The organism is Blautia sp. MCC283, from assembly GCF_018785565.1.
GTDB lineage: Bacteria > Bacillota > Clostridia > Lachnospirales > Lachnospiraceae > Blautia_A.
The window spans coordinates 17,198-38,042 of the sequence record NZ_WQQB01000045.1; the positions used below are offsets into that span (position 1 = coordinate 17,198).

At 45.4% G+C, this 20,845-nt stretch carries 17 protein-coding genes; 3 read left to right on the top strand and 14 right to left on the bottom strand.

What is annotated here, in order from left to right; all coding sequences use genetic code 11:
• Positions 1-75: 75 nt before the first annotated feature.
• From GPK81_RS12755 to GPK81_RS12795, 9 genes are all read right to left on the bottom strand, one after another.
• A complete protein-coding gene (locus GPK81_RS12755; protein ID WP_215707170.1) occupies positions 76-519 on the bottom strand; it encodes a hypothetical protein in 444 nt (147 codons plus the stop codon).
• A complete protein-coding gene (locus GPK81_RS12760; RefSeq protein WP_215707171.1) occupies positions 506-1,297 on the bottom strand; it encodes a ParA family protein in 792 nt (263 codons plus the stop codon). The genes GPK81_RS12755 and GPK81_RS12760 overlap by 14 nt, the downstream gene beginning before the upstream one ends.
• 888 nt (positions 1,298-2,185) lie before the next feature.
• Positions 2,186-3,361, bottom strand: coding sequence for a multiple monosaccharide ABC transporter permease (mmsB, locus tag GPK81_RS12765; RefSeq protein WP_119247797.1), 1,176 nt, complete (start codon positions 3,359-3,361; stop codon positions 2,186-2,188).
• A gap of 4 nt (positions 3,362-3,365) precedes the next feature.
• On the bottom strand, positions 3,366-4,904 hold the full coding sequence (gene mmsA / locus GPK81_RS12770) for a multiple monosaccharide ABC transporter ATP-binding protein (protein ID WP_215707172.1): 1,539 nt from the start codon (positions 4,902-4,904) through the stop codon (positions 3,366-3,368).
• An 85-nt stretch (positions 4,905-4,989) separates the two neighbouring features.
• On the bottom strand, positions 4,990-6,018 hold the full coding sequence (gene chvE, locus GPK81_RS12775; RefSeq protein ID WP_244094493.1) for a multiple monosaccharide ABC transporter substrate-binding protein: 1,029 nt from the start codon (positions 6,016-6,018) through the stop codon (positions 4,990-4,992).
• A gap of 308 nt (positions 6,019-6,326) precedes the next feature.
• Positions 6,327-7,406 (bottom strand): sugar ABC transporter substrate-binding protein, encoded by a 1,080-nt coding sequence (locus GPK81_RS12780; protein ID WP_252196653.1) that lies wholly within the window; start codon positions 7,404-7,406, stop codon positions 6,327-6,329.
• Between the two features lie 5 nt (positions 7,407-7,411).
• A complete protein-coding gene (locus GPK81_RS12785) occupies positions 7,412-9,010 on the bottom strand; it encodes a response regulator transcription factor (RefSeq protein ID WP_144096175.1) in 1,599 nt (532 codons plus the stop codon).
• Positions 8,988-10,496: a sensor histidine kinase gene (locus GPK81_RS12790; protein WP_215707173.1), complete on the bottom strand. Its 1,509-nt coding sequence runs from the start codon at positions 10,494-10,496 to the stop codon at positions 8,988-8,990. The genes GPK81_RS12785 and GPK81_RS12790 overlap by 23 nt, the downstream gene beginning before the upstream one ends.
• Entirely contained in the window at positions 10,474-11,502 is a 1,029-nt protein-coding gene (locus GPK81_RS12795) for a sugar ABC transporter substrate-binding protein (RefSeq protein ID WP_215707174.1), read from the bottom strand. Before GPK81_RS12795 ends, GPK81_RS12790 begins: the two co-directional genes overlap by 23 nt.
• A 141-nt stretch (positions 11,503-11,643) precedes the next feature.
• Here GPK81_RS12795 and GPK81_RS12800 point away from each other — a divergent pair, with 141 nt between their 5' ends.
• Together GPK81_RS12800 and GPK81_RS12805 are read left to right on the top strand one after the other, a co-directional pair.
• A complete protein-coding gene (locus GPK81_RS12800) occupies positions 11,644-12,228 on the top strand; it encodes a TetR/AcrR family transcriptional regulator (RefSeq protein ID WP_021976662.1) in 585 nt (194 codons plus the stop codon).
• Between the two features lie 157 nt (positions 12,229-12,385).
• Positions 12,386-14,350, top strand: a complete 1,965-nt coding sequence (locus GPK81_RS12805) for an oleate hydratase (protein ID WP_215707175.1) — start codon at positions 12,386-12,388, stop codon at positions 14,348-14,350.
• 145 nt (positions 14,351-14,495) lie between these two features.
• On the opposite strand, the gene larE is transcribed toward GPK81_RS12805, so the two are convergent.
• On the bottom strand, positions 14,496-15,323 hold the full coding sequence (gene larE / locus GPK81_RS12810; RefSeq protein WP_215707176.1) for an ATP-dependent sacrificial sulfur transferase LarE: 828 nt from the start codon (positions 15,321-15,323) through the stop codon (positions 14,496-14,498).
• Positions 15,324-15,630: 307 nt separating this feature from the next.
• On the bottom strand, positions 15,631-16,431 hold the full coding sequence (locus tag GPK81_RS12815; RefSeq protein ID WP_215707177.1) for an MBL fold metallo-hydrolase: 801 nt from the start codon (positions 16,429-16,431) through the stop codon (positions 15,631-15,633).
• 313 nt (positions 16,432-16,744) lie between these two features.
• On the opposite strand from GPK81_RS12815, the gene GPK81_RS12820 reads away from it, so the two are divergent.
• A complete protein-coding gene (locus GPK81_RS12820) occupies positions 16,745-17,272 on the top strand; it encodes a flavodoxin family protein (protein WP_119247792.1) in 528 nt (175 codons plus the stop codon).
• A 68-nt stretch (positions 17,273-17,340) separates the two neighbouring features.
• On the opposite strand, the gene GPK81_RS12825 is transcribed toward GPK81_RS12820, so the two are convergent.
• The 3 genes from GPK81_RS12825 to araA all read right to left on the bottom strand — a co-directional run bounded on the left by GPK81_RS12825 (position 17,341) and on the right by araA (position 20,752).
• Positions 17,341-17,484 carry a hypothetical protein gene (locus GPK81_RS12825; RefSeq protein ID WP_174088200.1) on the bottom strand — a complete coding sequence of 48 codons (144 nt, stop codon included), beginning with the start codon at positions 17,482-17,484 and terminating at the stop codon, positions 17,341-17,343.
• A gap of 145 nt (positions 17,485-17,629) precedes the next feature.
• Entirely contained in the window at positions 17,630-19,234 is a 1,605-nt protein-coding gene (locus GPK81_RS12830; RefSeq protein ID WP_215707178.1) for a xylulokinase, read from the bottom strand.
• 18 nt (positions 19,235-19,252) lie between these two features.
• Positions 19,253-20,752 carry an L-arabinose isomerase gene (araA, locus tag GPK81_RS12835; RefSeq protein WP_118608113.1) on the bottom strand — a complete coding sequence of 500 codons (1,500 nt, stop codon included), beginning with the start codon at positions 20,750-20,752 and terminating at the stop codon, positions 19,253-19,255.
• Positions 20,753-20,845: the final 93 nt, after the last annotated feature.

The following is a 20,845-nucleotide window of genomic DNA, read 5'->3' on the forward strand; positions in this document are numbered from 1 at the left end:
GTATATCTTATCAATAATGATGTAGATATATAGCAGTTTTTTATTTGTCACTTGTTTTTTTAATTCAATCAGCTATTACAGCAGATAAACCGGAAGTTCGTCCTTAATTCCTACTGGCTGGTTGTTGTCCGGCTGTTCTTTCTTCGGGGTGAGGAATTTGGCCTGGAGTTCGTCGGCGTTTCCTCCGCTGATCACGTTCTGGGCTACGGTTCCTGTTGTTTCTGCTGCAGCTGTTTTCTTTGCTGCGGTTTTACGTGTTGTTGTTTTTCTGGTAGTGGTTTTCTTTGCGGTTGTTTTTGTTGCGGCAACTTTCTTTGCTGTGGTTTTCTTTGCAGGAGCTTTCGCTGCTGTTTTCTTGGCAGCTGGCTTTTCTGCAGCTTTTTCAGCTGTCTCTGCTTTTACCTCTGCCGGCTTCTCTGCTGCTTTAACCTCAGCCTCTTTTACCTCTGCTTTTGTTTCTGTTTTGGATGCTTTTTCTGCATTTACTGCTCTTGCGATGCTTGCTTTACCTACTGACACGATTCATTACCTCCTCTGCCAATGCTATGTATTCTTTTGCGCTGCGGCTGCTTTTTTTGAATTCCACAACCGGTTCACTGCTGTCCTGTGACCATTCGATGGAGCTGTCCACCCGGATAAAGGATTTGAAAAGATAAATCCCCTCCATCTCTTTCAGTGTCTCCATGGTCTGTTTGAAATAATTCTTTCTGGCATCCGCCTTGGTCACCACAATCCCCAGAACCTGAAGCGCCGGAGCGATCTCACGGACTTCGTTGAGGAAATCAAACATATTTGCAAGACCAAACATGCCCCACGGACTTGCCTCCACCGGAACCAGAACGTAATCCGATGCACATAAGATGTTCATCACCCAGCCACCAAGAGTCGGCGGCGCATCGATGAGAATATAATCATAAACACCGGAATCCTTCACCTTCTGCAGACACTTCCGAAGGATAAACTCCCTCTGCCACTTTGTAAAAAGCTCATACTCCACAGAACTCATCAAAGTGGAAGACGGCACCAGATCCAGATTCTCATACTTCGTATGCACGATAAAATCACTGAGATCCGACTGATGCCCGATGGCATAGTAGAGATTCTTTTCCCCAGCTGCCATCTTCAGAACTTCCTCTTCATCAAAAAAAGAAAGGGAAAGATTCAGCTGCATATCGCCATCCACAAGAAGAACCTTCTTGCCCATGCCGGCAAGAGCCGCTCCCACATTGGAACAGCTGGTAGACTTCCCGCTGCCACCCTTATTATTCGCAAAACAAATCGTCACCGTATTCCCCATTACAGCCTCCCGACAACACAAAATCTTATAATCTTTAACTTTCCCTTATTATAATATAACAATCCCCCAAAAACAAGCACAACCCCCACAAAACCAAGAAAACCGACAAAAAACCTCACACAAACCAACAAAAAAAATCCATATTCCTCCAAACCAACACCAAATCACTTCATCTCACATCCCTCCAAGCCAACACCAAATCACTTCATCTCACATCCCTCCAAGCCAACACCAAATCGCTTCATCTCACATCCATCCAAGCCAACACCAAATCACTTCATCTCACATCCCTCCAAGCCGACACCAAATCGCTTCATCTCACATCCATCCAAGCCAACACCAAATCACTTCATCTCACATCCCTCCAAGCCAACACCAAATCGCTTCATCTCACATCCCTCCAAGCCAACACCAAATCGCTTCATCTCACATCCCTCCAAGCCAACACCAAATCACTTCATCTCACATCCCTCCAAGCCGACAGCGAAGCGCCTCGGCTCACCCCCTCCCGTCAGACAGGCGCAAACTCAGCCTTTGCAGCCATCCAGCGAAGCGCCCGATGGCCCAACCACACAACCGTCAGAAGAATTCCCCTCTCACCATGCGCTTTGCCCCAAAGGGGCAACAGCCCGTCACCCTACTCTCCCACAGCATAAGCACAGCCCGGGAGGACAGTTTGTTTTCCCGCAGCCTTTGCAGGAGTCCCTGATAGCACTTAGGCCCCGGAGATTTGCGTTATTCTCAAAAATCCGACTGTCTGAGCGGCAAGCCGCGAGTTTCGGATTTTTGAGAATGGTTTTAGCAAATCTCCGGGGCCTTAGTACTATCGGGGCTCCGAAACAGCAAGGGAAACAAACTGTCCTCCCGGGCGTCCCTTATCAACCACCACTATTTTACGATAAAAGATTTTCTCTTACTTACAACATCAAAGATAACGGCTGCAAGAAGAACCATACCTTTGACAACCTTCTGGATATTCTGGTCAATACCCATGATACTCATACCAAGATTCAAAACACCCATCAGCAGTGCACCAATGATAACGCCAGGAACGGTACCGGTACCACCATAAGCAGAAGCACCACCGATAAAGCAGGCACCGATCGCATCCATCTCAAAGTTTGTACCAGCCTGCGGGTTGGAAGAATTCAGTCTGGCCATTGTCACCATACCTGCGATAGCTGCCAGAAGACCCATGTTCAGGTAAGCAAGGAAATAAACTTTGTTCGTATCAATACCGGAAAGCTTCGTAGCCTTCTCATTACCACCAACTGCGTAAAAATAACGACCGGTTGTAGTCTTGGAAGCAATGTATGTATAGATCGCGATGATCACTGCAACCCAGAGAAGAGAATTCGGAATACCTTTGTACTGAGCAAGTCTGAACATAAAAGCAAGAACAACTGCACAGATCAGGACCATCTTCACCGCAGTACCACCAAAAGCCTCAACACTGTAACCTTTCTTCGCACGATCCGCACGGTTCTTCATAACCAGCGCAACATAAACGATGCAGACAATAATACCAACTACAAAACAGGTTCTGTTAAAACCTTCACCTCCGCCAAGGAAATCCGGAATATAGTTATTAAAAAGACCAAGATAAGCATCCGGCATCGGAGCAAGAGTCTGACCTTCCAGAACAACATTGGAAAGACCACGGAAAGCAAGCATACCAGCCAAAGTAACGATAAACGGAGGAATCCGGACGTAAGCGATCCAGAATCCCTGCCATGCACCAATGGCAATACCTACCAGAAGCATCACGATCATGGTAAGATACGGATTCATGCTGTTGAGAACCATCATCTTACCACCGACAGCAGCAACAAAACATACAACTGAACCAACAGAAAGGTCGATGTTACCACCGGTTAAGATACAGAACAACATACCAGTTGCAAGAATAAATACATACGCATTCTGTGCTACCAGGTTATTTACATTCTGTGGAAGAAGCATAACACCCTTCGTGTTCACCGAAAACATGATCACTACAAAAACAAGCACAATGACCATGGTATATTTCTTTAACATTTCTGAAAAACTAATCTTTTTCTCCATCTTCTTACTCTCCTTTACCTGACTTCACGATCTTGGACATGATCAGTTCAGAAGTAGCTTCCTCACCACTTACCTCACCGACAAATCTGCCCTCGTTCATGATATAGATTCTGTCTGACATTCCAAGCACTTCCGGAAGTTCAGAAGAGATCATGATCACGGATTTACCTGCTGCCACCAGGTCGTTGATGATACAGTAAATTTCGTATTTGGCACCTACGTCGATACCTCTTGTAGGTTCATCCAGGATCAGAATATCCGGTTCCGCAAACATCCACTTTGCAAGAAGGACCTTCTGCTGGTTACCACCACTTAAGTTACCAACATTCTGTTCAACAGTAGGACATTTTGTTTTCAGCTTTTTCCTGTATTCCTCAGCAACCGCATACTCTTTGTCCGTATCAATTACTTTTCCGTTGCTGACACCAGCCATATTTGCAAGAGATGTATTCATCTTGATAGATTTGGAAAGGATCAGTCCGTTTCCTTTTCGGTCCTCAGTAACATAGGCAAGCTTGTTGTCAATAGCTTCCTTGACGGTATTAAGCTTCACTTCTTTTCCGTTCATGAAGATCTGCCCGGATATCTTTGTACCATAGCTCTTGCCAAAAATACTCATGGCGAGCTCTGTACGTCCGGCTCCCATCAGTCCTGAGATACCAACAACCTCACCTTTATGTATCTTAAACGACACATCATTTACCACCTTACGCTCTGTATACAGCGGATGATAAACATTCCAGTTTTTGACCTCCATGGAAACATCGCCAATCTTTACATTTGGACGTTTCGGGAACCGGTCTGTCATCTCACGTCCAACCATTCCCTGAATGATCCTCTGCTCAGAAAAATCGTCTTTCTTTTTATCCAGTGTTTCAATGGTAGATCCATCTCGGATAACTGTGATCTTATCCGCCACATAGGAGATCTCATTTAATTTATGGGAAATGATAATGGAAGTCATTCCCTGTTTCTTAAATTTCAGAAGAAGATCCAGAAGAGCTTTGGAATCGTCTTCGTTCAGTGATGCGGTAGGCTCATCCAGAATAAGAAGTTTTGCATTTTTTGCAAGTGCCTTTGCGATCTCAACCAGCTGCTGCTTACCTACACCAATATCCTTGATCAAAGTTCTGGAGGACTCCTCCAGTCCTACTATTTTCAAATATTTATCTGCTTCTCCATAAGTTTCATTCCAGTTGATGGAAAAGCTTTTGCCTCTTTCATTACCCAGGTACATGTTTTCACCGATCGTCATATACGGGATCAGGGCAAGTTCCTGGTGGATGATTACAATTCCTTTATGTTCACTGTCTTTGATGGTGTTAAATTTACAGATCTCACCATCATAAATAATATTTCCTTCATACGAGCCGTACGGATATATACCACTTAATACATTCATCAATGTAGATTTTCCGGCACCATTCTCACCTACGAGTGCATGGATCTCGCCTTCCTCGACCTGGAGATTAACATTGTCCAGTGCCTTTACACCTGGGAAAGTTTTGGTGATATTTTTCATTTCCAGAAGTATCTTAGCCAACTCAATTTCCCTCCCTTTCCACTGTTCATGCAGGCGGTTATGATCCCCGCCTGCATGTGATAAATTTCTGTCCTTAAAAATTCACTTATTTGATCTGATCCTCTGTGTAGTATCCGGAATCGATCAGGATCTCTTTGTAGTTATCTGTTGTAACAACAACCGGGTCGCAAAGGTATGTCGGGATGACACCTGTTCCGTTGTCATAGGACTCTGTATCATTAACTTCCGGCTCCTCACCTTTCATGATGGAGTCAACCATTTTTACTACTGCGGAAGCAAGAGCTCTTGTGTCTTTGAATACGGACATTGCCTGTTTTCCGGCTACAAGGTTCTTAACGTTCGGTGTATCACAGTCCTGACCGGTGATGATCGGATATTCTCCTGTGTAGGAAGCTGCCAGTGCATTCTCAACACCAAGTGCTGTGGAATCATTGGAGCAGAGAACTGCGTCAAGGTTTGTTCCGTCAGAGTAGTTACCTGCGATGATGGTGTCCATTCTGTCCTGTGCTTTTGCACTATCCCAGTTTGCAGTAGCAACCTGCTCAAACTCGGTCTGTCCGGATTTTACTACCAGTTTGCCGTCGTCGATGTATTTCTGGAGAACATCCATCGCACCACCGAAGAAGAAGTTACAGTTGTTATCACCAGGATCTCCGGTGAACAGCTCGATGTTAAACGGTCCATCCTGATTATCAAGATCCAGTGCATCTACCAGGTACTCGCCCTGTTTCTGTCCTACTTTGTAGTTATCGAATGTTGCATAATAGGAAACTGCATCGGAATTCATAAGAAGACGGTCATAGGAGATAACCGGAATTCCTTTTTCTTTGGCCTGTTTCAGCGGCTCGCCAAGGCTGCTTCCATCGATGGATGCCACAACCAGAAGGTCGCATCCGTTTGCTACCTGGTTCTCAAGCTGAGAAACCTGTGTGCTTACATCGTTGGATGCGTACTGAAGATCAACTTCATATCCTGCTGCCTCCAGCTCTTTCTTCATGTTCTCGCCATCCTGGTTCCATCTCTGGAGATCCTTGGTCGGCATGGTAACACCGATCAGTTTCTTGTCTGCTGCCTGTGCTGTTGCTGCCGGAACTACCACCATACCAGCTACCATTGTCGCGCAAAGAAGTGCAGATACCATTTTTCTTTTCATTGTAAAATCCTCCGTTTCATTATTTGTTTTTGGAATCACGTTTCCTTTGATGATGTTACTATAGCACAGGACTGTCTGGACATAGTTGGCAATGACAGAGACATTTTTTTGCAAAAGAAAAATGCCTTGCACGAAGCAAGACATTTTTGCGCCAAAAATCTGCTATTGATTTTTGTCATAATTGTGTATTATTGCGCATATGGATACACTGTCGCATTACTTGCAGAATTTCACCGCCACATATATGCCGGTATGCAATCTGTTCTGCATTACTCTGTATCGTAATCTGTATTGAGATATACTTCATCCCTTCTGTGGAAACCGCCGTCAATGATCACCTCATCAATATTATCCCTTGTAACGGCAACCGGTTCCAGCACTTTCGCCGGGATATCATAGCTTCCATCGTTCATGGTATCTGGCACATCTGACGGAAGCTTTCCCTCTTCTGCCATCTTCACCGCATATTCAGCTGCCTGGCGTGCCAGATCTTCGATAGATTTAAATGCTGTCATGTACTGGGTTCCTTCCACAATACGCTGACAGGCTGCCAGATCTCCGTCCTGTCCTACCACGATCACCTGCCCCGCAAGCTGGTTCTCCGCAAGAACCTGTATCACCTGACTGGCAATATCATCATTTCCACACATGATTCCCTTTACATCGGGGTACTCTTCCAGTGCCTCCTCCACATAATCTGCTGCCAGCTCCGCGACCCAGCCCTCACAGTTGGCTTCGTAAACCACCTTCAGATCACTGTTTTTCAGAGTGTCTTCAAATCCCTCTTTTACCATGTCCACATTGTTATCTGAAGCAGATCCCTGGACCATAAAAATCTTTCCGCCATTAGGGATCGCTTCCATCATGGACTGTGCCATGACCTCTCCGACTTTCCGGTTATCAAAGGAAATATACATGTCTGTATCCGCATCATTTACCATACGGTCATAGGAGATCACCCTGATCCCTACATTGTGGGCACGCTCCACAGCCTCAGATAATGCCTTGCAGTCTCTGGCAATGATCACGATCACATCCATATGCTTCCTGATAAAATAGTCGATCTGGCTGATCTGCTCTTTTGTATCTGCTCCCGCATCCTGAACATTCACTTCCGCTCCCAATTCCCTTGCGGTTGCCACGAATGCATCCCTGTCACGAATCCACCTCTCAATAACAAAGGAATCCACTGTAAGACCGATCTGAATTTTCTTTTCACCACTGTCTTCCTCTGTATCGTTTTCCTGTGCAGCTGTCTGCTTTGTTTTTTCGGAAGCACAGCCATTCAGCATCAATGTCAACAGACACAGCAAGATCAACAGCTTCCTGATCATTTTCCCCCCGCTCATATTGTCTACCTCAACCTCTCTCTGAATTCACTTGGTGTCACGCCTTCGTATTTTTTGAATATCCTGCTGAAATAATTGGGGTCGCTGTATCCGGATTCCGCACAGATCTCCTTGATGGAAAGCCCTGAATCCTTGAGAAGTTCTCTTGCATTCCGAAGCCGCACTTCTGTAAGATACTCGATAAAATTTCCTCCGGTCTCCTGCTTAAAAAGCTTGCTGAAATAATAAGGGCTGATATCCACCTCCCGTGACACCTCATCCAGTGAAATATCTTTTTTGTAATTGTCCCGAATATAGGACTTTGCTTTTTCGATAATAGAAACCGCTTCTTTTTCCCTTGCACTTTCCATGTTACTGCAGATTTCTGATGTTTTGCCCAGGAACCATTTTTTCATTCCTTCTATATCTGTATATTCCTGGATCTCATGAATATAATTTCTGCGGCAGCTGATCGCATATTTCACGGTACCTGCAAAAAAGGCCTTTTTTTCCACTCCCATCACAAGCTCCAGGATCTTGATGCGCATGTCCTCCAGATCTACTCCCGGCTGCTTCTCCATCCACCTGATAAATTCCTCGGCACAGCTTAAAGCTCCTGCCACATCCTTATCCATCACCCGCTTTTCATAGCGACGTTCCAGATCTCTTGGATATTCGCCGTCATATTTCTGTGCAGCCGGAACATCCTCAATATGTATAACATGGCTGGTGCTTTCCCGAAGTGCGATCATGGCCTCCTTGAAGGATTCTTTCATGGTGCTTCCCATCTCCTTCACCCGGCCGATACCACAGCGAAATTTACTGTCGATCCTGCTTTCCAGCTTATGTACCATGTTTCTGGTTCTTGTTACAACCTCCACACGTTCCTCATAGGACTCCCTGGAATTACGGTATGGAACAAGCAGTACAATACGGTTTCCCATAATGGGTCCTACCAGACATTCAAAAAATCCCTGAGCGATTTCCCGGAATGTGGAATAAAATTTGTTTGCCTTCACACTGGCCCCCACCGCATTGGTAAGAACGCCATTTTCTGTGGAATCCCCGAATTCAGCCACGATCATATATCCATATTCTTCCCGGATATCCAGAAGCTCCCTGTAATTATCCTGATATGTCTGAAAATCATCCTGCAGAAGAATATTATTGATATATCCGCTCTCGATCATGGGTACAACTGTCTCCAGCTTTTCACGGATACGGAGATCATCGCTTCGCTTCTGTCTTGTGGAATCTACCTTTTCCATAGCTTTGGAGCATATTTCCAGAATCACCTTTTTGTTTACCGGCTTGGTAAGAAATTCCATAACTCCAAGATTTACCGCTTCCTTGGCATAATTAAATTTATCATAGGCTGTAATGATCACAAAGACCACAGATCTGTTAAATTTCTGAATTTCCCGGATTGCCTGGATTCCACTTAAGCCCGGCATCTGAATGTCCATAAAGCAGATATCCGGCGGATATTTCTCCGCCTCCTCCACAACCACACGGCCTGTCTTGGCTGTATGGATCTCACATTCATTTCCATAGTTGGAACTTATAATATTTTTCAGGGATTCCAGCATGATCCCCTCATCATCAGCAATCAGGATTCTGTACATTTTTTTCGCTCCTCTCCAGAGGAATATTGATCACTACCTCTGTTCCCATTCCTTCACCTTCACTGTATATTTCCATTAATCCGTCCCGCTCATAATACAGTTCCAGACGGCTGATCACATTATTCATTCCGATTCCCGTGGAATCACCCTCGCCTGAACTGCTGTGGACTTTTTTTGACAGTACTCTTTGTATCTGTTCTCCGGTCATGCCCAGTCCGTTATCCCGAACACTGATCTCAATATGGTCGTTCCATTTCTCCACACTGAGATCAATATGTCCTTCCCAATCTATATTCCGGATTCCATGATTGACTGCGTTTTCCACAACCGGCTGCAGGATCATACTGGGAACACGTACATTTTCCACATCACATTCCACTTTTTTTGAAAAATGGATGTCCCCGGCAAACCGTACATTCAGAATATAAATGTAATTGTCCACAGCCTCCAGTTCTTCCTCCAGTGTGGCATCTTCCTCACCCTTCTTTACATTGTAGCGAAAAAAATCTGCCATCTTTTCCACAAAGATACTGGTTTTTTCTGCATCCTCCATCATTGCAAGCTGTACTCCTGCATTCAGGGAATTAAAAAGGAAATGCGGATTGATCTGAGACTGGAGATACTTAAGCTGTGCCTCCTTGAGATGTGTTTCCATCAAAAGCTCCCTCTCTATCATCTGCTGTTCTTTTTCCATGCTGGCCTTTGTCCTAGCAATGTAAAGACCAAGATTATCCACCATGGTATTAAAGGCTCTTGTTACCGTTCCAAGCTCATCCCTGGAATCTGCTGGGGGCATCTTTACATTAAAATTCCCCTGACCTACCAGCTGTGCAGTTTCTGCCATATTAGTCAGCGGCAGGAACATCTCCCTTGTTGCCATGATCAGAAGGAACATTCCACAGATCACCACCAGAAGCATGATCATCATATTACTGATCTCCAGATATCTCATAACCGCCCGGAGAGCTGCATAAGTCTGGGAATTTTCTTTAAAAAGCTGCTTGTTCAGCTCATCCATAGAACTCTGGATATAACTGTAAAGCTCCAGACTTTCATCATATTCCTGCTTATATTTCTCCACATTCCTGCCTCTCTTGGCAGCTACAGTTCCTGCGGTACAGGAAAGATATGATTCCGACATCTTACGTATCTTCTTCTCCAGAAGTTTTACGGAATCATCAATATTCCATTCATTTAACTTCTCCAGCTCCTGCCTGTATTTCGCCTCATTCTGATAATAATCCATCAGTGCCTGGGAGCTTTTTACCTTCAGATACTGGTACATACTGTCCTGCACATCGTCAAAAACCTGCCCAAGCTCTGTGATCTGGGCATTGCTGGCATACACATCATCCATCTCCTGCATGGAGTTGTTGATCCGCGCATAAAACAGCATGTTGATGCTGAACAGTAAAACTGCCAGCACGCCAACCTCGATCATGATCTTGCTTACAAGAGAAAAGTCACTCCAACGGATCTTTTTCATCTGTGACTGCCTCCCTCCTCATCTTCTTCACTGCTGTTCTGTCAAGAAAATTAATGTCTACGTTGTAGAAAGAATTGGTTCTTCCATCTTCTATATAGCTGGTAACTGCCTCCACACTGTACTGTCCCAGCTGGGTCGTATCCACATCACAGGTAACTGAAATAACACCTTTTTCAACTGCCGCCAGAATATCCTCAGATGTATAATAACCAATGATCTTCACTTTTCCTGCAAGGTTGAAATCCAGAATTGCCTGTCTTGCACACTCCGTTGTCTCCTCATCCATACACACAAGGATATCCGGAACATTCCGCTTCTGCTGAAAAATATCAGTAACTGCCTCCTCTGTTTCAAAGGTTCCTGTTGACAGAAGATTCCTTCCCTTGATCTCAATATCCTCAGAACCAGCTGCCATCTTCACCGCATTGCTGATCTGAGTGTATATCTGACTTTCGTTCATATCATCAATGTCCCGTTTCTGCAGGATCAGGATATTCTTCGTGTTCTCATCCACGTATTTGGCAACAATTTCCCCGTAAGCCATGCCAAGCTGATAATCGCTGACTCCCACAAAGCTCTGGCGGCGGCTGTGCACCGCATCACTCATGACTGTAACCACCGGTATTCCGTTTCTTACTGCAGTATTGATCGCTTCTTCCAGACCGGCTTCTCCATTATACTGCAGGATAATACCATCCGCCTTGGCCGCAATGCTCATATTCATATAATCAAGTTTATCATAGGATGTTTCCCTGTCCGGCCCCATGATCTCAATCAGTACATTATTAGGAGCTGCTTTTTTCTTCGCACTGTCATATACTGCCTGCCAGAACTGGGAATCGGGACTGTCCACGATCATGTCGTACTGGTATTTATATATTTTCTCTTCCTGTTTATCCAACCCTGCTTTTTCACTGATTCCTCTGTAATAGGATTCTCCTGTCACATAAGTAAGTACTATCACGGCAGCAAAGATCAGCAGGATACAAACTGATTTTTTCTTCATAGTACACTCCGTTCTGTTCCACAAAATATTCCAGGTTCAGTTTATCATAATTTCACAGAAAAGTCACTGTTTAACATGGATTTTCTGTGCACTTTCATGTTATATTAGTAACTATAACATTGCCAAAGGAGGCCGCAAGACATGACAAACGCAACCAAACTTGCTCTGGAAGAATCCCTGAAACGTCTGCTTCTTAAGAAGCCTTTAGATAAGATCACCATCAACGACCTGACTACAGACTGCGGGATCAGCCGCATGACTTTTTATTATCATTTCAAAGATATCTACGATCTTGTGGAGTGGAGTTGTCTGGAGGATGCCAGGATCGCCCTCCAGGGCAAAAAAACTTCTTCTACCTGGCATGAGGGACTTCTTCAGATCTTTGATGCCGTAATGGAAAACAAACCGTTCATCTTAAATGTATACCGCAGCGTTGGACGGGAACAGATCGAGAATTATCTGTTTGCGCTCACCTGTGATCTGCTGATGGGTGTGGTAACTGAGAAATCAAAAGACATCCTCATTACAGAAGAGCAGAAAATTTTTATCGCAGATCTCTATAAATACAGCTTTGTAGGCATTATGCTGGACTGGATCAAAAATGGCATGCGCGAAGATTACCACGGAATCGTGGATGACACCGCAACTGCACTGTATGGATGTATCGACAATGCCATCCACAATTTTGCCGCAAAAAACAAAACTGCCGGTGTGCGTACAGAATAAAAACTTATCAAAACAGGCATAATGATAAAAAACTGAACATTTCCGGTGTTTTGTAAATAGAATCTTTTTTCCGGATGGGCTATCATAGCCTCAACAGCAACAAAGAACAGTTAATCCGATACAAACAGGTATCTCATTTACGAAAGGTGGATGTCATATGTCAGATAAAAAAGGATTCATGGGACTTGCAGCACTTGCGGCAGCCGGAGCCGGCGCAGCCATGCTGATGAAAAAAACAAAAGAGATCAATGAAGAGGAAACTTTCCATGTAAAGGAAACTACCGAGAACTACCGCAATACCGAACGTGGAAAATATGACAAAAACAGCAAGGGGATCTATTATTCCAACGGCAACTACGAAGCCTTTGCCCGCCCGGAGAAGCCGGAGGGTGTGGATGACAAGCATGCTTACATCGTAGGAAGCGGCCTTGCTTCCCTGGCAGCTGCCTGCTTCCTGGTCAGAGATGCACAGATGCCCGGGGACCATATCCACATCCTGGAAGCCATGGACATTGCCGGCGGTGCCTGCGATGGAATTTTTGATCCGTCCAGAGGTTATATCATGCGTGGCGGCCGTGAGATGGAAAATCATTTCGAATGTCTCTGGGATCTTTTCCACAGCATTCCTTCCCTCGAAAAACCAGGCGCTTCTGTTCTGGATGAATTTTACTGGCTGAATAAACATGACCCCAATTATTCTCTGTGCCGTGCAACCGTTAACCGTGGGCAGGACGCTCATACCGACGGAAAATTTAACTTAAGCCAGAAGGGCTGCATGGAAATCATGAAGCTGTTTATGACAAAGGATGAGGATCTTTACGACAAAACTATCGAGGATGTTTTCGATGATGAAGTGTTTGATTCCACTTTCTGGCTGTACTGGAGGACCATGTTCGCATTTGAGAACTGGCACAGTGCTCTGGAGATGAAGCTTTACTTCCAGCGTTTCATCCATCACATTGCAGGACTTCCGGATTTCAGTGCCCTGAAGTTCACCAAGTACAATCAGTATGAATCCCTGATCCTTCCTATGAAAAAATATCTGGAGGATGCAGGTGTTGACTTCCAGTTTAATACCGAGGTCACAAACGTGATCTTTGATTTCAAGGATGGCAAAAAGATCGCCTCCGCCATTGAATGTAAGGTAAAAGGTGTGGAACAGGGCATTCTTCTTACTGAAAATGATTATGTTTTTGTCACAAACGGAAGCTGTACAGAAGGCACCATCTATGGCGACCAGAATCATGCTCCAAACGGTGACGCAGAAGTCCGCACCAGTGGCGTATGGTCCCTGTGGAAAAATATCGCAGCCCAGGACCCGTCCTTCGGACATCCGGAAAAATTCTGCTCTGATATTTCCAAAACAAACTGGGAATCTGCTACCATCACGACTCTGGATGACCGCATCATCCCGTATATCACCAATATCTGCCAGCGTGACCCGCGTTCTGGCAAGGTTGTTACCGGCGGTATCGTAAGCTGCCAGGATTCCAAATGGCTCTTAAGCTGGACCATCAACCGTCAGGGACAGTTCAAGGAGCAGGATCCGAAGAAAGTCTGCGTATGGGTATACGGACTGTTCACCGATGTTCCTGGTGATTATATCAAGAAGCCGATGAAGGATTGTACCGGTAAGGAAATTACCGCCGAGTGGCTGTACCACCTGGGTGTTCCGGTAGATCAGATCGACGATATGGCAGAAAACAGCGCTGTCTGCGTTCCGACCATGATGCCGTACATCACCGCCTTCTTCATGCCGCGTACCAAAGGTGACCGCCCGGATGTTATCCCGGATGGCTGTGTAAACTTTGCATTCCTGGGCCAGTTCGCGGAAACTCCTCGTGATACCGTATTCACAACAGAATATTCCGTACGTACTGCAATGGAGGCTGTATACGGACTTTTCGGTGTAGACCGTGGTGTTCCGGAAGTATGGGGAAGCGTTTACGATATCCGTGAGCTTCTGGACAGCAGTGTGAAGCTGATGGACGGAAAATCCCCGCTGGAGATCCAGCTGCCAGGGCCGCTGAATGCACTGAAGAAACCACTTCTTAATGTTGTGAAGGGTACTGTGGTTGAGAAGGTACTGCGGGATCATGATGTGCTGAAGGATTATATGTAAGATATACAGCCTGGCAGACAGATATTCTCAATCCGAAAATTGAGATTTGAACACAGTAACGGAGCCTCCGGTTCTATTCGTGCAGCAATCCCCCCGAAATACTTCTCGCGCGGTATTTCCGGGGGATTATTTTATTTTCTGATACTTATTTTCCCAGTGTTTCATTCATACTTCCGGAGCGGAATCCCTGAAGATCCAGGGTCACGTAGGAAAATCCCAAGGTGCGGAATTTCTCTGTGATCTTTGTTCTTGTTTCATTATCTGCAATTTTCAGGATATCTTCTTCCGGAACCTCGATCCTTGCCATGGTACCGTGGATACGGACACGGAACTGATGGAATCCCAGATCCATGAGAAACTGCTCGGCCTGGTCTACCATGTGAAGTTTTTCCTCGGTGATGGTCTCACCGTATACAAATCTGGAAGCAAGGCAGGCAAAGGATGGCTTGTTCCAGGTTGAAAGGTTCATGCCCTTTGACAGCTTGCGAATCTCTTCTTTATAGAGGCCGGCCTCCTGGAGAGGACTTCGGACCCCAAGCTCCTGAATGGCTCTTTTTCCAGGACGGTAATCTCCCAGGTCATCCATATTGGAGCCTTCCACGATCATGTTCATATGGTGGGATTTTGCTGCTTCCCAGAGTTTGGTGAAGATGGCTTTTTTGCAGATGTAGCAACGGTCCGGCGGGTTCTTGCGAAAGCCCGGGATATCGAATTCGTTGATCTTGCAGATTTCCTGGCGGATATGATTTTCCCGGCAAAAATCCTCTGTTTCTTTCAGTTCTCTGTCTGTAAAGGAACAGGGACAGGCAGTAATGGCCATGGCCCTGTCGCCAAGTGTTTCCTGTGCGGCTTTCAGAAGAAACGTGGAGTCTACACCGCCGGAAAAGGCTACGGCTACGCTTCCAAGGGAACGAAGGATCTCCTGGAGTTTTCTGTATTTTTCTTCAAGTGTGATATTGTCTGTTGCTGGCATATGTTCTGTCACCTCGTAATTTGTAAAATATTATTTGTGTATTATTGTAAACGATACCTTTTTGTCCTACAAGCATTTTCTTTCTGATGGATACACTATGAAATTTGTAAGTATATCCGGACGATCTATCCGGCTCATAAGCTTTTCGTAAAATTATCTTCCACAAAATTTTTACAGAACAGGAAAGACTTCTTCCTGGAGGACTCTTTTATGTCATTGGAGCATTACGAAATAATTTTCCATGATATAAAATAGGACCGGAAATGCAGCATATGCCACGCTTCCGATCCTTCCTTTTTTACAATTATCACATTTCGATCACATCAAGATCATCCGGAATAAACAGATTTCCGTGATAATACTCTCTGCCTTCTGCGCCGTAGAATTCTTTACGTTTCTTAATGTTCTTATCCTCTGTATGATACAGTACAAGGTTTTTCACGCCAAGATTTTCAGCAAGCTCGCTGGCATCCTTGACTGTGGAGTGATGTTTCTCATAAGGATTGAAGATATCACGCTGTCCGTACAGGCAGAATGCTTCGTGGAACATCCAGTCGCTGCCTTTGGCGTATTTCTCCTCGCACTCGTTGTATGGCTCATCGCCACAGCAGGTAAGTACCTTGCCACCGTCGTAGATCATCTGGAATCCGAACTGTTTTGCCTTGGTGGAACCGATGTCAAAGAAGGTCACTTTCTTATTGAGGATCGTTCTCTCCTCACCGTCTTTTACTTCGATCAGGTGAAGTCTGTCACCAATGTACTGTGTCTCCTTTTTATTCAGAAGCTTAAAGGCCATGTCTTTCAGAAGTCCGATCACCTCATCATGGGCATAGATATTCGCCTCGCCCTGGTAAGTACCTTTTTTCATATTCTGGCAGATGATGCGGATCACCCAGACGATTCCCATGATATGGTCTACGTGCTTATGTGTAACAAAGATCTCATGGATATCCATCAGGTCAATACCTGCCTTCTTCAGCTGGGAAAGTACAGTATTTCCGCCGCCTCCGTCAACCAGAAAATGGCCGTACTCATCGCTGAGCACGAAACATGTATTGTAGCATTCTGTTACCAGTGCGTTACCTGTTCCAAGCATGGTTAATTTCATTGTTTTTCTCCTCCTGTATAGCCCTGGTCATCAAACATTCTGCCACCCATTGCTTTTGTTTTCTGACACTCTCACCGGCTGCTTCAGACCATATTGTAGATACCTGCATAACAGCCTTATGTTTTCTCGTTTTTTCTGTGTTTTTCGTGTCCAATGATAACATTATGGAGAAATATTTTCAATAAATTTCTATAAAAAGAGCCTCTTTCCTCCCTGCACTCTGCACATTGGACATAGAAAAGCTTTCTTTGCGCTCCATTATTTTTATGTTACAATGGTCCCATATCAATAATTATAACTGGAGGGATTTCTAATGAAGATCACAATCTTAAACGGCAGTCCGCGCCACAACGGCAACACACAGATCATGGCCGATACCTTTGCAAAAGCTGCTCAGGAAAACGGTCATACAGCAACTGTTCTGAACATTGCAAATTTACATATCCGCGGATGCATGGACTGCAAATACTGCTACTCCCATGAGGGCAAATGTGTACAGGATGATGATATGAAGAAGGTTTTTGCGGAGCTTTCTGATACCGACCTTCTGGTATTTGCATCACCAGTTTACTGGTTTGATATCACCGCACAGCTGAAAACCGTAATTGACCGTATGTATGCATGGGGAAGTATCGGATTTCCGTTCCACAAAACAGCTCTGCTCCTGGATGCAGGCGCAGATCATGTCTTTGATGCAGCCATCGCTCAGTACAAGGCCATGACCTCTTATCTGAAATGGGAAGATATGGGTATTGTCACAGTTCCCAATATGCTGGAAAAAGGCAGCATGAAAGTCTGTCCGCAGCTGGAAGAGGTTAAGAAACTGGCAGCCAGACTGTAATTTTTGTATCACAAAGGGGAGCAGTCACATGGTTGACCATGGCTGCTCCCCCTTTTACATTTTTCTTATTACAGCATTTCTATCTCCGTCTCAAAATACTGCTCCTGAAACCGGACCTGTTCCATGATCTCCTCTGCTGTCATGGTCTTATCCTCCGGAACTGCCACCCACTTGTCTTCCACATCATTGAGGCGGTGGATAATGGCGATCACTTTTCCTGATCTGTCCGTTTCATTTTTCTTCCTTTGTCAAACGGATATTCGCAATCCGCATTTGTTACGTAGCTCATGACCAATCTCTCATTCTTTTACATTCCGTCAGAAAAACTGACCTTCTCATTTCAATCCGTTCTTCGTTTTACCAGATCTCAGACTCTACAGCTGCACGCTCAATTCCAAGACCCTTCATATATCGGTCCATAAATGCGTTGAATCCTTTTACGCCTTCGGCTTCCGGTGCAAGTGTGCTGCCTTCGTTTCCTTTGAAGACATTTTCATCCAGGAAATCCGCAAGGTCTTCGCCGTCTTTTTTGTTGATCATATAAGAAGCCAGAAGTGCGATTCCCCAGGCTCCGCCTTCTCCTGCTGTGGACATTACGGATACCGGCGCATTTACCGCATCTGCAAGGATCTGCTGGCCAACACCCTTTGTCTTAAAGAGGCCGCCGTGTCCCAGAAGCTTATCAATCTTTACATGCTCCTGATTGAGAAGGATATCCAGACCTACACGCATAGCTCCAAGACAGGTATAAAGATTGTTTCTCATAAAATTGGCAAGTGTAAATTTGCTCTCCGGAGAGCGGACAAACAGAGGACGTCCCTCCTCAAAACCGGTCATATGCTCGCCGGAGAAATAACAGTAGGAAAGAAGTCCACCACAGTCCGGATCCCCTTCCAGGGCTTTGTTATAAAGAGTTCCGAACAGTTTGTTCATATCCACTTTCATACCCATGGCTTCCGCAAATTCCTTAAACACATTTACCCATGCGTTCAGATCCGAAGTACAGTTGTTGGAATGTGCCATGGCAACCGGATCTCCTGCCGGAGTGGTGACCATATCAATCTCTTTGTACGGTTTGGAAAGAGCCTTTTCCAGGACAATCATGGCAAATACGGATGTTCCTGCAGAAACATTTCCGGTACGCTGACGGACACTGTTTGTGGCAACCATACCGGTTCCTGCGTCTCCCTCAGGCGGACACATCGGGATTCCAGCTTTCAGCTTTCCGCTTACATCCAGAAGTTTTGCGCCTTCCTCAGTAAGAACTCCGGCATCCTGACCTGCAACCATGACTTCCGGCATAATGTTACGGAGTTTCCATGGGAATCCATAAGATGCAACCAGCTCATCAAACTTCTGCACCATCTCTTCGTTATAGTCCTTTGTCTCGCTGTCGATTGGGAACATACCTGCCGCATCGCCGATACCAAGAACTCTTTTTCCGGTAAGTTTCCAGTGTACATAGGCTTCCAGAGTAGTAATGTAATCGATGTCTTTTACATGCTCCTCACCATTAAGGATTGCCTGATACAGGTGGGCAATGCTCCATCTCTGAGGGATATTGTAATGGAAAAGCTCTGCCAGCTTTTCAGAAGCTTCCCCTGTGATGTTGTTTCTCCAGGTACGGAACGGAACCATCAGCTCTCCCGCTTTGTTAAACGGCATATATCCATGCATCATGGCACTGACACCAAAAGCACCTACACTTGTAAGCTCCATCCCATATTTTTTCTGAACATCTTCTGCCATATCCTGGTAACTGCCCTGGAGACCTTTCCAGATCTCCTCCAGGCTGTATGTCCAGATACCATCCACATACTGGTTCTCCCATTCATAGGCTCCGGATGCGATGGGCTGGTTCTTATCGTCCACCAGAACTGCCTTGATCCTTGTGGAACCAAACTCAATACCAAGAGCCGTGCGATTCTCAAGAATTGCTGTTTTTGCCTCATTTACTCCCATTGTAAAAAACCTCCCATATTATTTGCTGAAATACATGCTGTTCCATCTCAGCTCATTCTGCAGATTCCGGATCGTTGTATCGCCATCAATATAAACCGCTTCGATACCCATAGCTGCTGCCCAGTCGCCCATCTGCTCTGCAGTAAGGTCATAGGTAAATGCAGTATGATGTGCGCCGCCTGCAAGGATCCATGCCTCTGCCGCTGTGGAAAGATCCGGCTTCGGTGTCCAGAATGCAGTACCTACCGGAAGTGCAGGCATCGGTTTCTCTGTTTTCTTACACTCAACCTCATTGATCAGCAGACGGAAACGATCTCCTAGGTCAACCAGGGATGTAGCGATTCCAGGACCTGTCTTAGAAGTAAATACCAGTCTTGCAGGATCTTCACGATCTCCCATGGAAAGCGGGCATACACGCATGCTGACCTTGCCATCAGCAACAGATGGGCAAACCTCCAGCATATGTGCCTCAAGGATTCCCTCTTTACCCGGTACTAGGTTATAAGTGTAGTCCTCCATAAAAGAAGTACCCCTGGCGTCCTTTTTGCCTGCTGCCATGATCTTCATCAGGCGAACCATAGCTGCTGTTTTCCAGTCACCCTCGCCACCGAAGCCATAGCCTTTTTCCATCAGTCGCTGGATTGCAAGTCCCGGAAGCTGCTTCAGGGAGCCCAGATCACCAAAGTGTGTTACGATAGCCTGATAGTTTTTCTCCTCGAGGAAGCGCTCAAAACCGATCTCGATCCCTGCCTGGACTGCTACATGCTTCTTAAATTCCTCAGGGTCACGTCCATCCAGAATCATATCGTATTTATTATAATATTCTTCTACCAGAACATCAATATCTCCCTGGCTTACATCCTGAACATATTCTGCGATCTCATTAACCGGATAAGCATCGATCTCCCATCCGAATTTCATCTGAGCCTCAACCTTATCGCCCTCTGTTACGGCTACGTTTCTCATGTTATCCGCAACACGGCATACACGGATATGGCTGCTCTCCATGATACCAACTGCAGTACGCATCCAGGATGCCAGACGCTCCTGGACCTTTTTGTCTGCCCAGTGTCCTGCAATGACTTTTCTCTCGATTCCCATGCGGGTTACCATATGGCCAAACTCACGGCCGCCGTGTGCGGACTGGTTCTCATTCATAAAGTCCATATCAATGGTGTCATAGGGGATTTCCACATTGAACTGTGTATGAAGATGGCACAGCGGTTTGCGATACTCTTTAAGGCCAAGGATCCAGGATTTTGCCGGGGAAAATGTGTGCATCCACGCGATCACGCCGGCACAGTTTTCATCTGCATTGGCATCATTAAAGGTTTTACGGATCAGCTCATTTGTGATCAGCGTTGGTTTCCATACAACCTCAAACGGAAGTACACCGGATTTATTCAGTTCCTCTACGATGATCTTTGAATGCTCGGCTACCTTGCGGAGACATTCATCTCCGTAAAGATCCTGTGAACCTGTGCAAAACCAGAATTTGTAATCTCTTCCTGTTTTCATGTGAAAATTCCTCCTTGAAATATAAAATTATATAATATGCATAACATTCCTGAAAATCTGTAACACATTTCTGTTTCCAACATGTGTCCAGCC

Coding starts and splice junctions, on each gene's coding strand:
- GPK81_RS12760 (WP_215707171.1), bottom strand. CDS start 1,297: ATGGGGAATACGGTGACGATTTGTTTTGCGAATAATAAGGGTGGCAGC.
- mmsB (WP_119247797.1), bottom strand. CDS start 3,361: ATGGAGAAAAAGATTAGTTTTTCAGAAATGTTAAAGAAATATACCATG.
- chvE (WP_244094493.1), bottom strand. CDS start 6,018: ATGGTAGCTGGTATGGTGGTAGTTCCGGCAGCAACAGCACAGGCAGCA.
- GPK81_RS12780 (WP_252196653.1), bottom strand. CDS start 7,406: ATGAGCGGGGGGAAAATGATCAGGAAGCTGTTGATCTTGCTGTGTCTG.
- GPK81_RS12785 (WP_144096175.1), bottom strand. CDS start 9,010: ATGTACAGAATCCTGATTGCTGATGATGAGGGGATCATGCTGGAATCC.
- GPK81_RS12790 (WP_215707173.1), bottom strand. CDS start 10,496: ATGAAAAAGATCCGTTGGAGTGACTTTTCTCTTGTAAGCAAGATCATG.
- GPK81_RS12795 (WP_215707174.1), bottom strand. CDS start 11,502: ATGAAGAAAAAATCAGTTTGTATCCTGCTGATCTTTGCTGCCGTGATA.
- GPK81_RS12800 (WP_021976662.1), top strand. CDS start 11,644: ATGACAAACGCAACCAAACTTGCTCTGGAAGAATCCCTGAAACGTCTG.
- GPK81_RS12805 (WP_215707175.1), top strand. CDS start 12,386: ATGTCAGATAAAAAAGGATTCATGGGACTTGCAGCACTTGCGGCAGCC.
- larE (WP_215707176.1), bottom strand. CDS start 15,323: ATGCCAGCAACAGACAATATCACACTTGAAGAAAAATACAGAAAACTC.
- GPK81_RS12815 (WP_215707177.1), bottom strand. CDS start 16,431: ATGAAATTAACCATGCTTGGAACAGGTAACGCACTGGTAACAGAATGC.
- GPK81_RS12820 (WP_119247792.1), top strand. CDS start 16,745: ATGAAGATCACAATCTTAAACGGCAGTCCGCGCCACAACGGCAACACA.
- GPK81_RS12830 (WP_215707178.1), bottom strand. CDS start 19,234: ATGGGAGTAAATGAGGCAAAAACAGCAATTCTTGAGAATCGCACGGCT.
- araA (WP_118608113.1), bottom strand. CDS start 20,752: ATGAAAACAGGAAGAGATTACAAATTCTGGTTTTGCACAGGTTCACAG.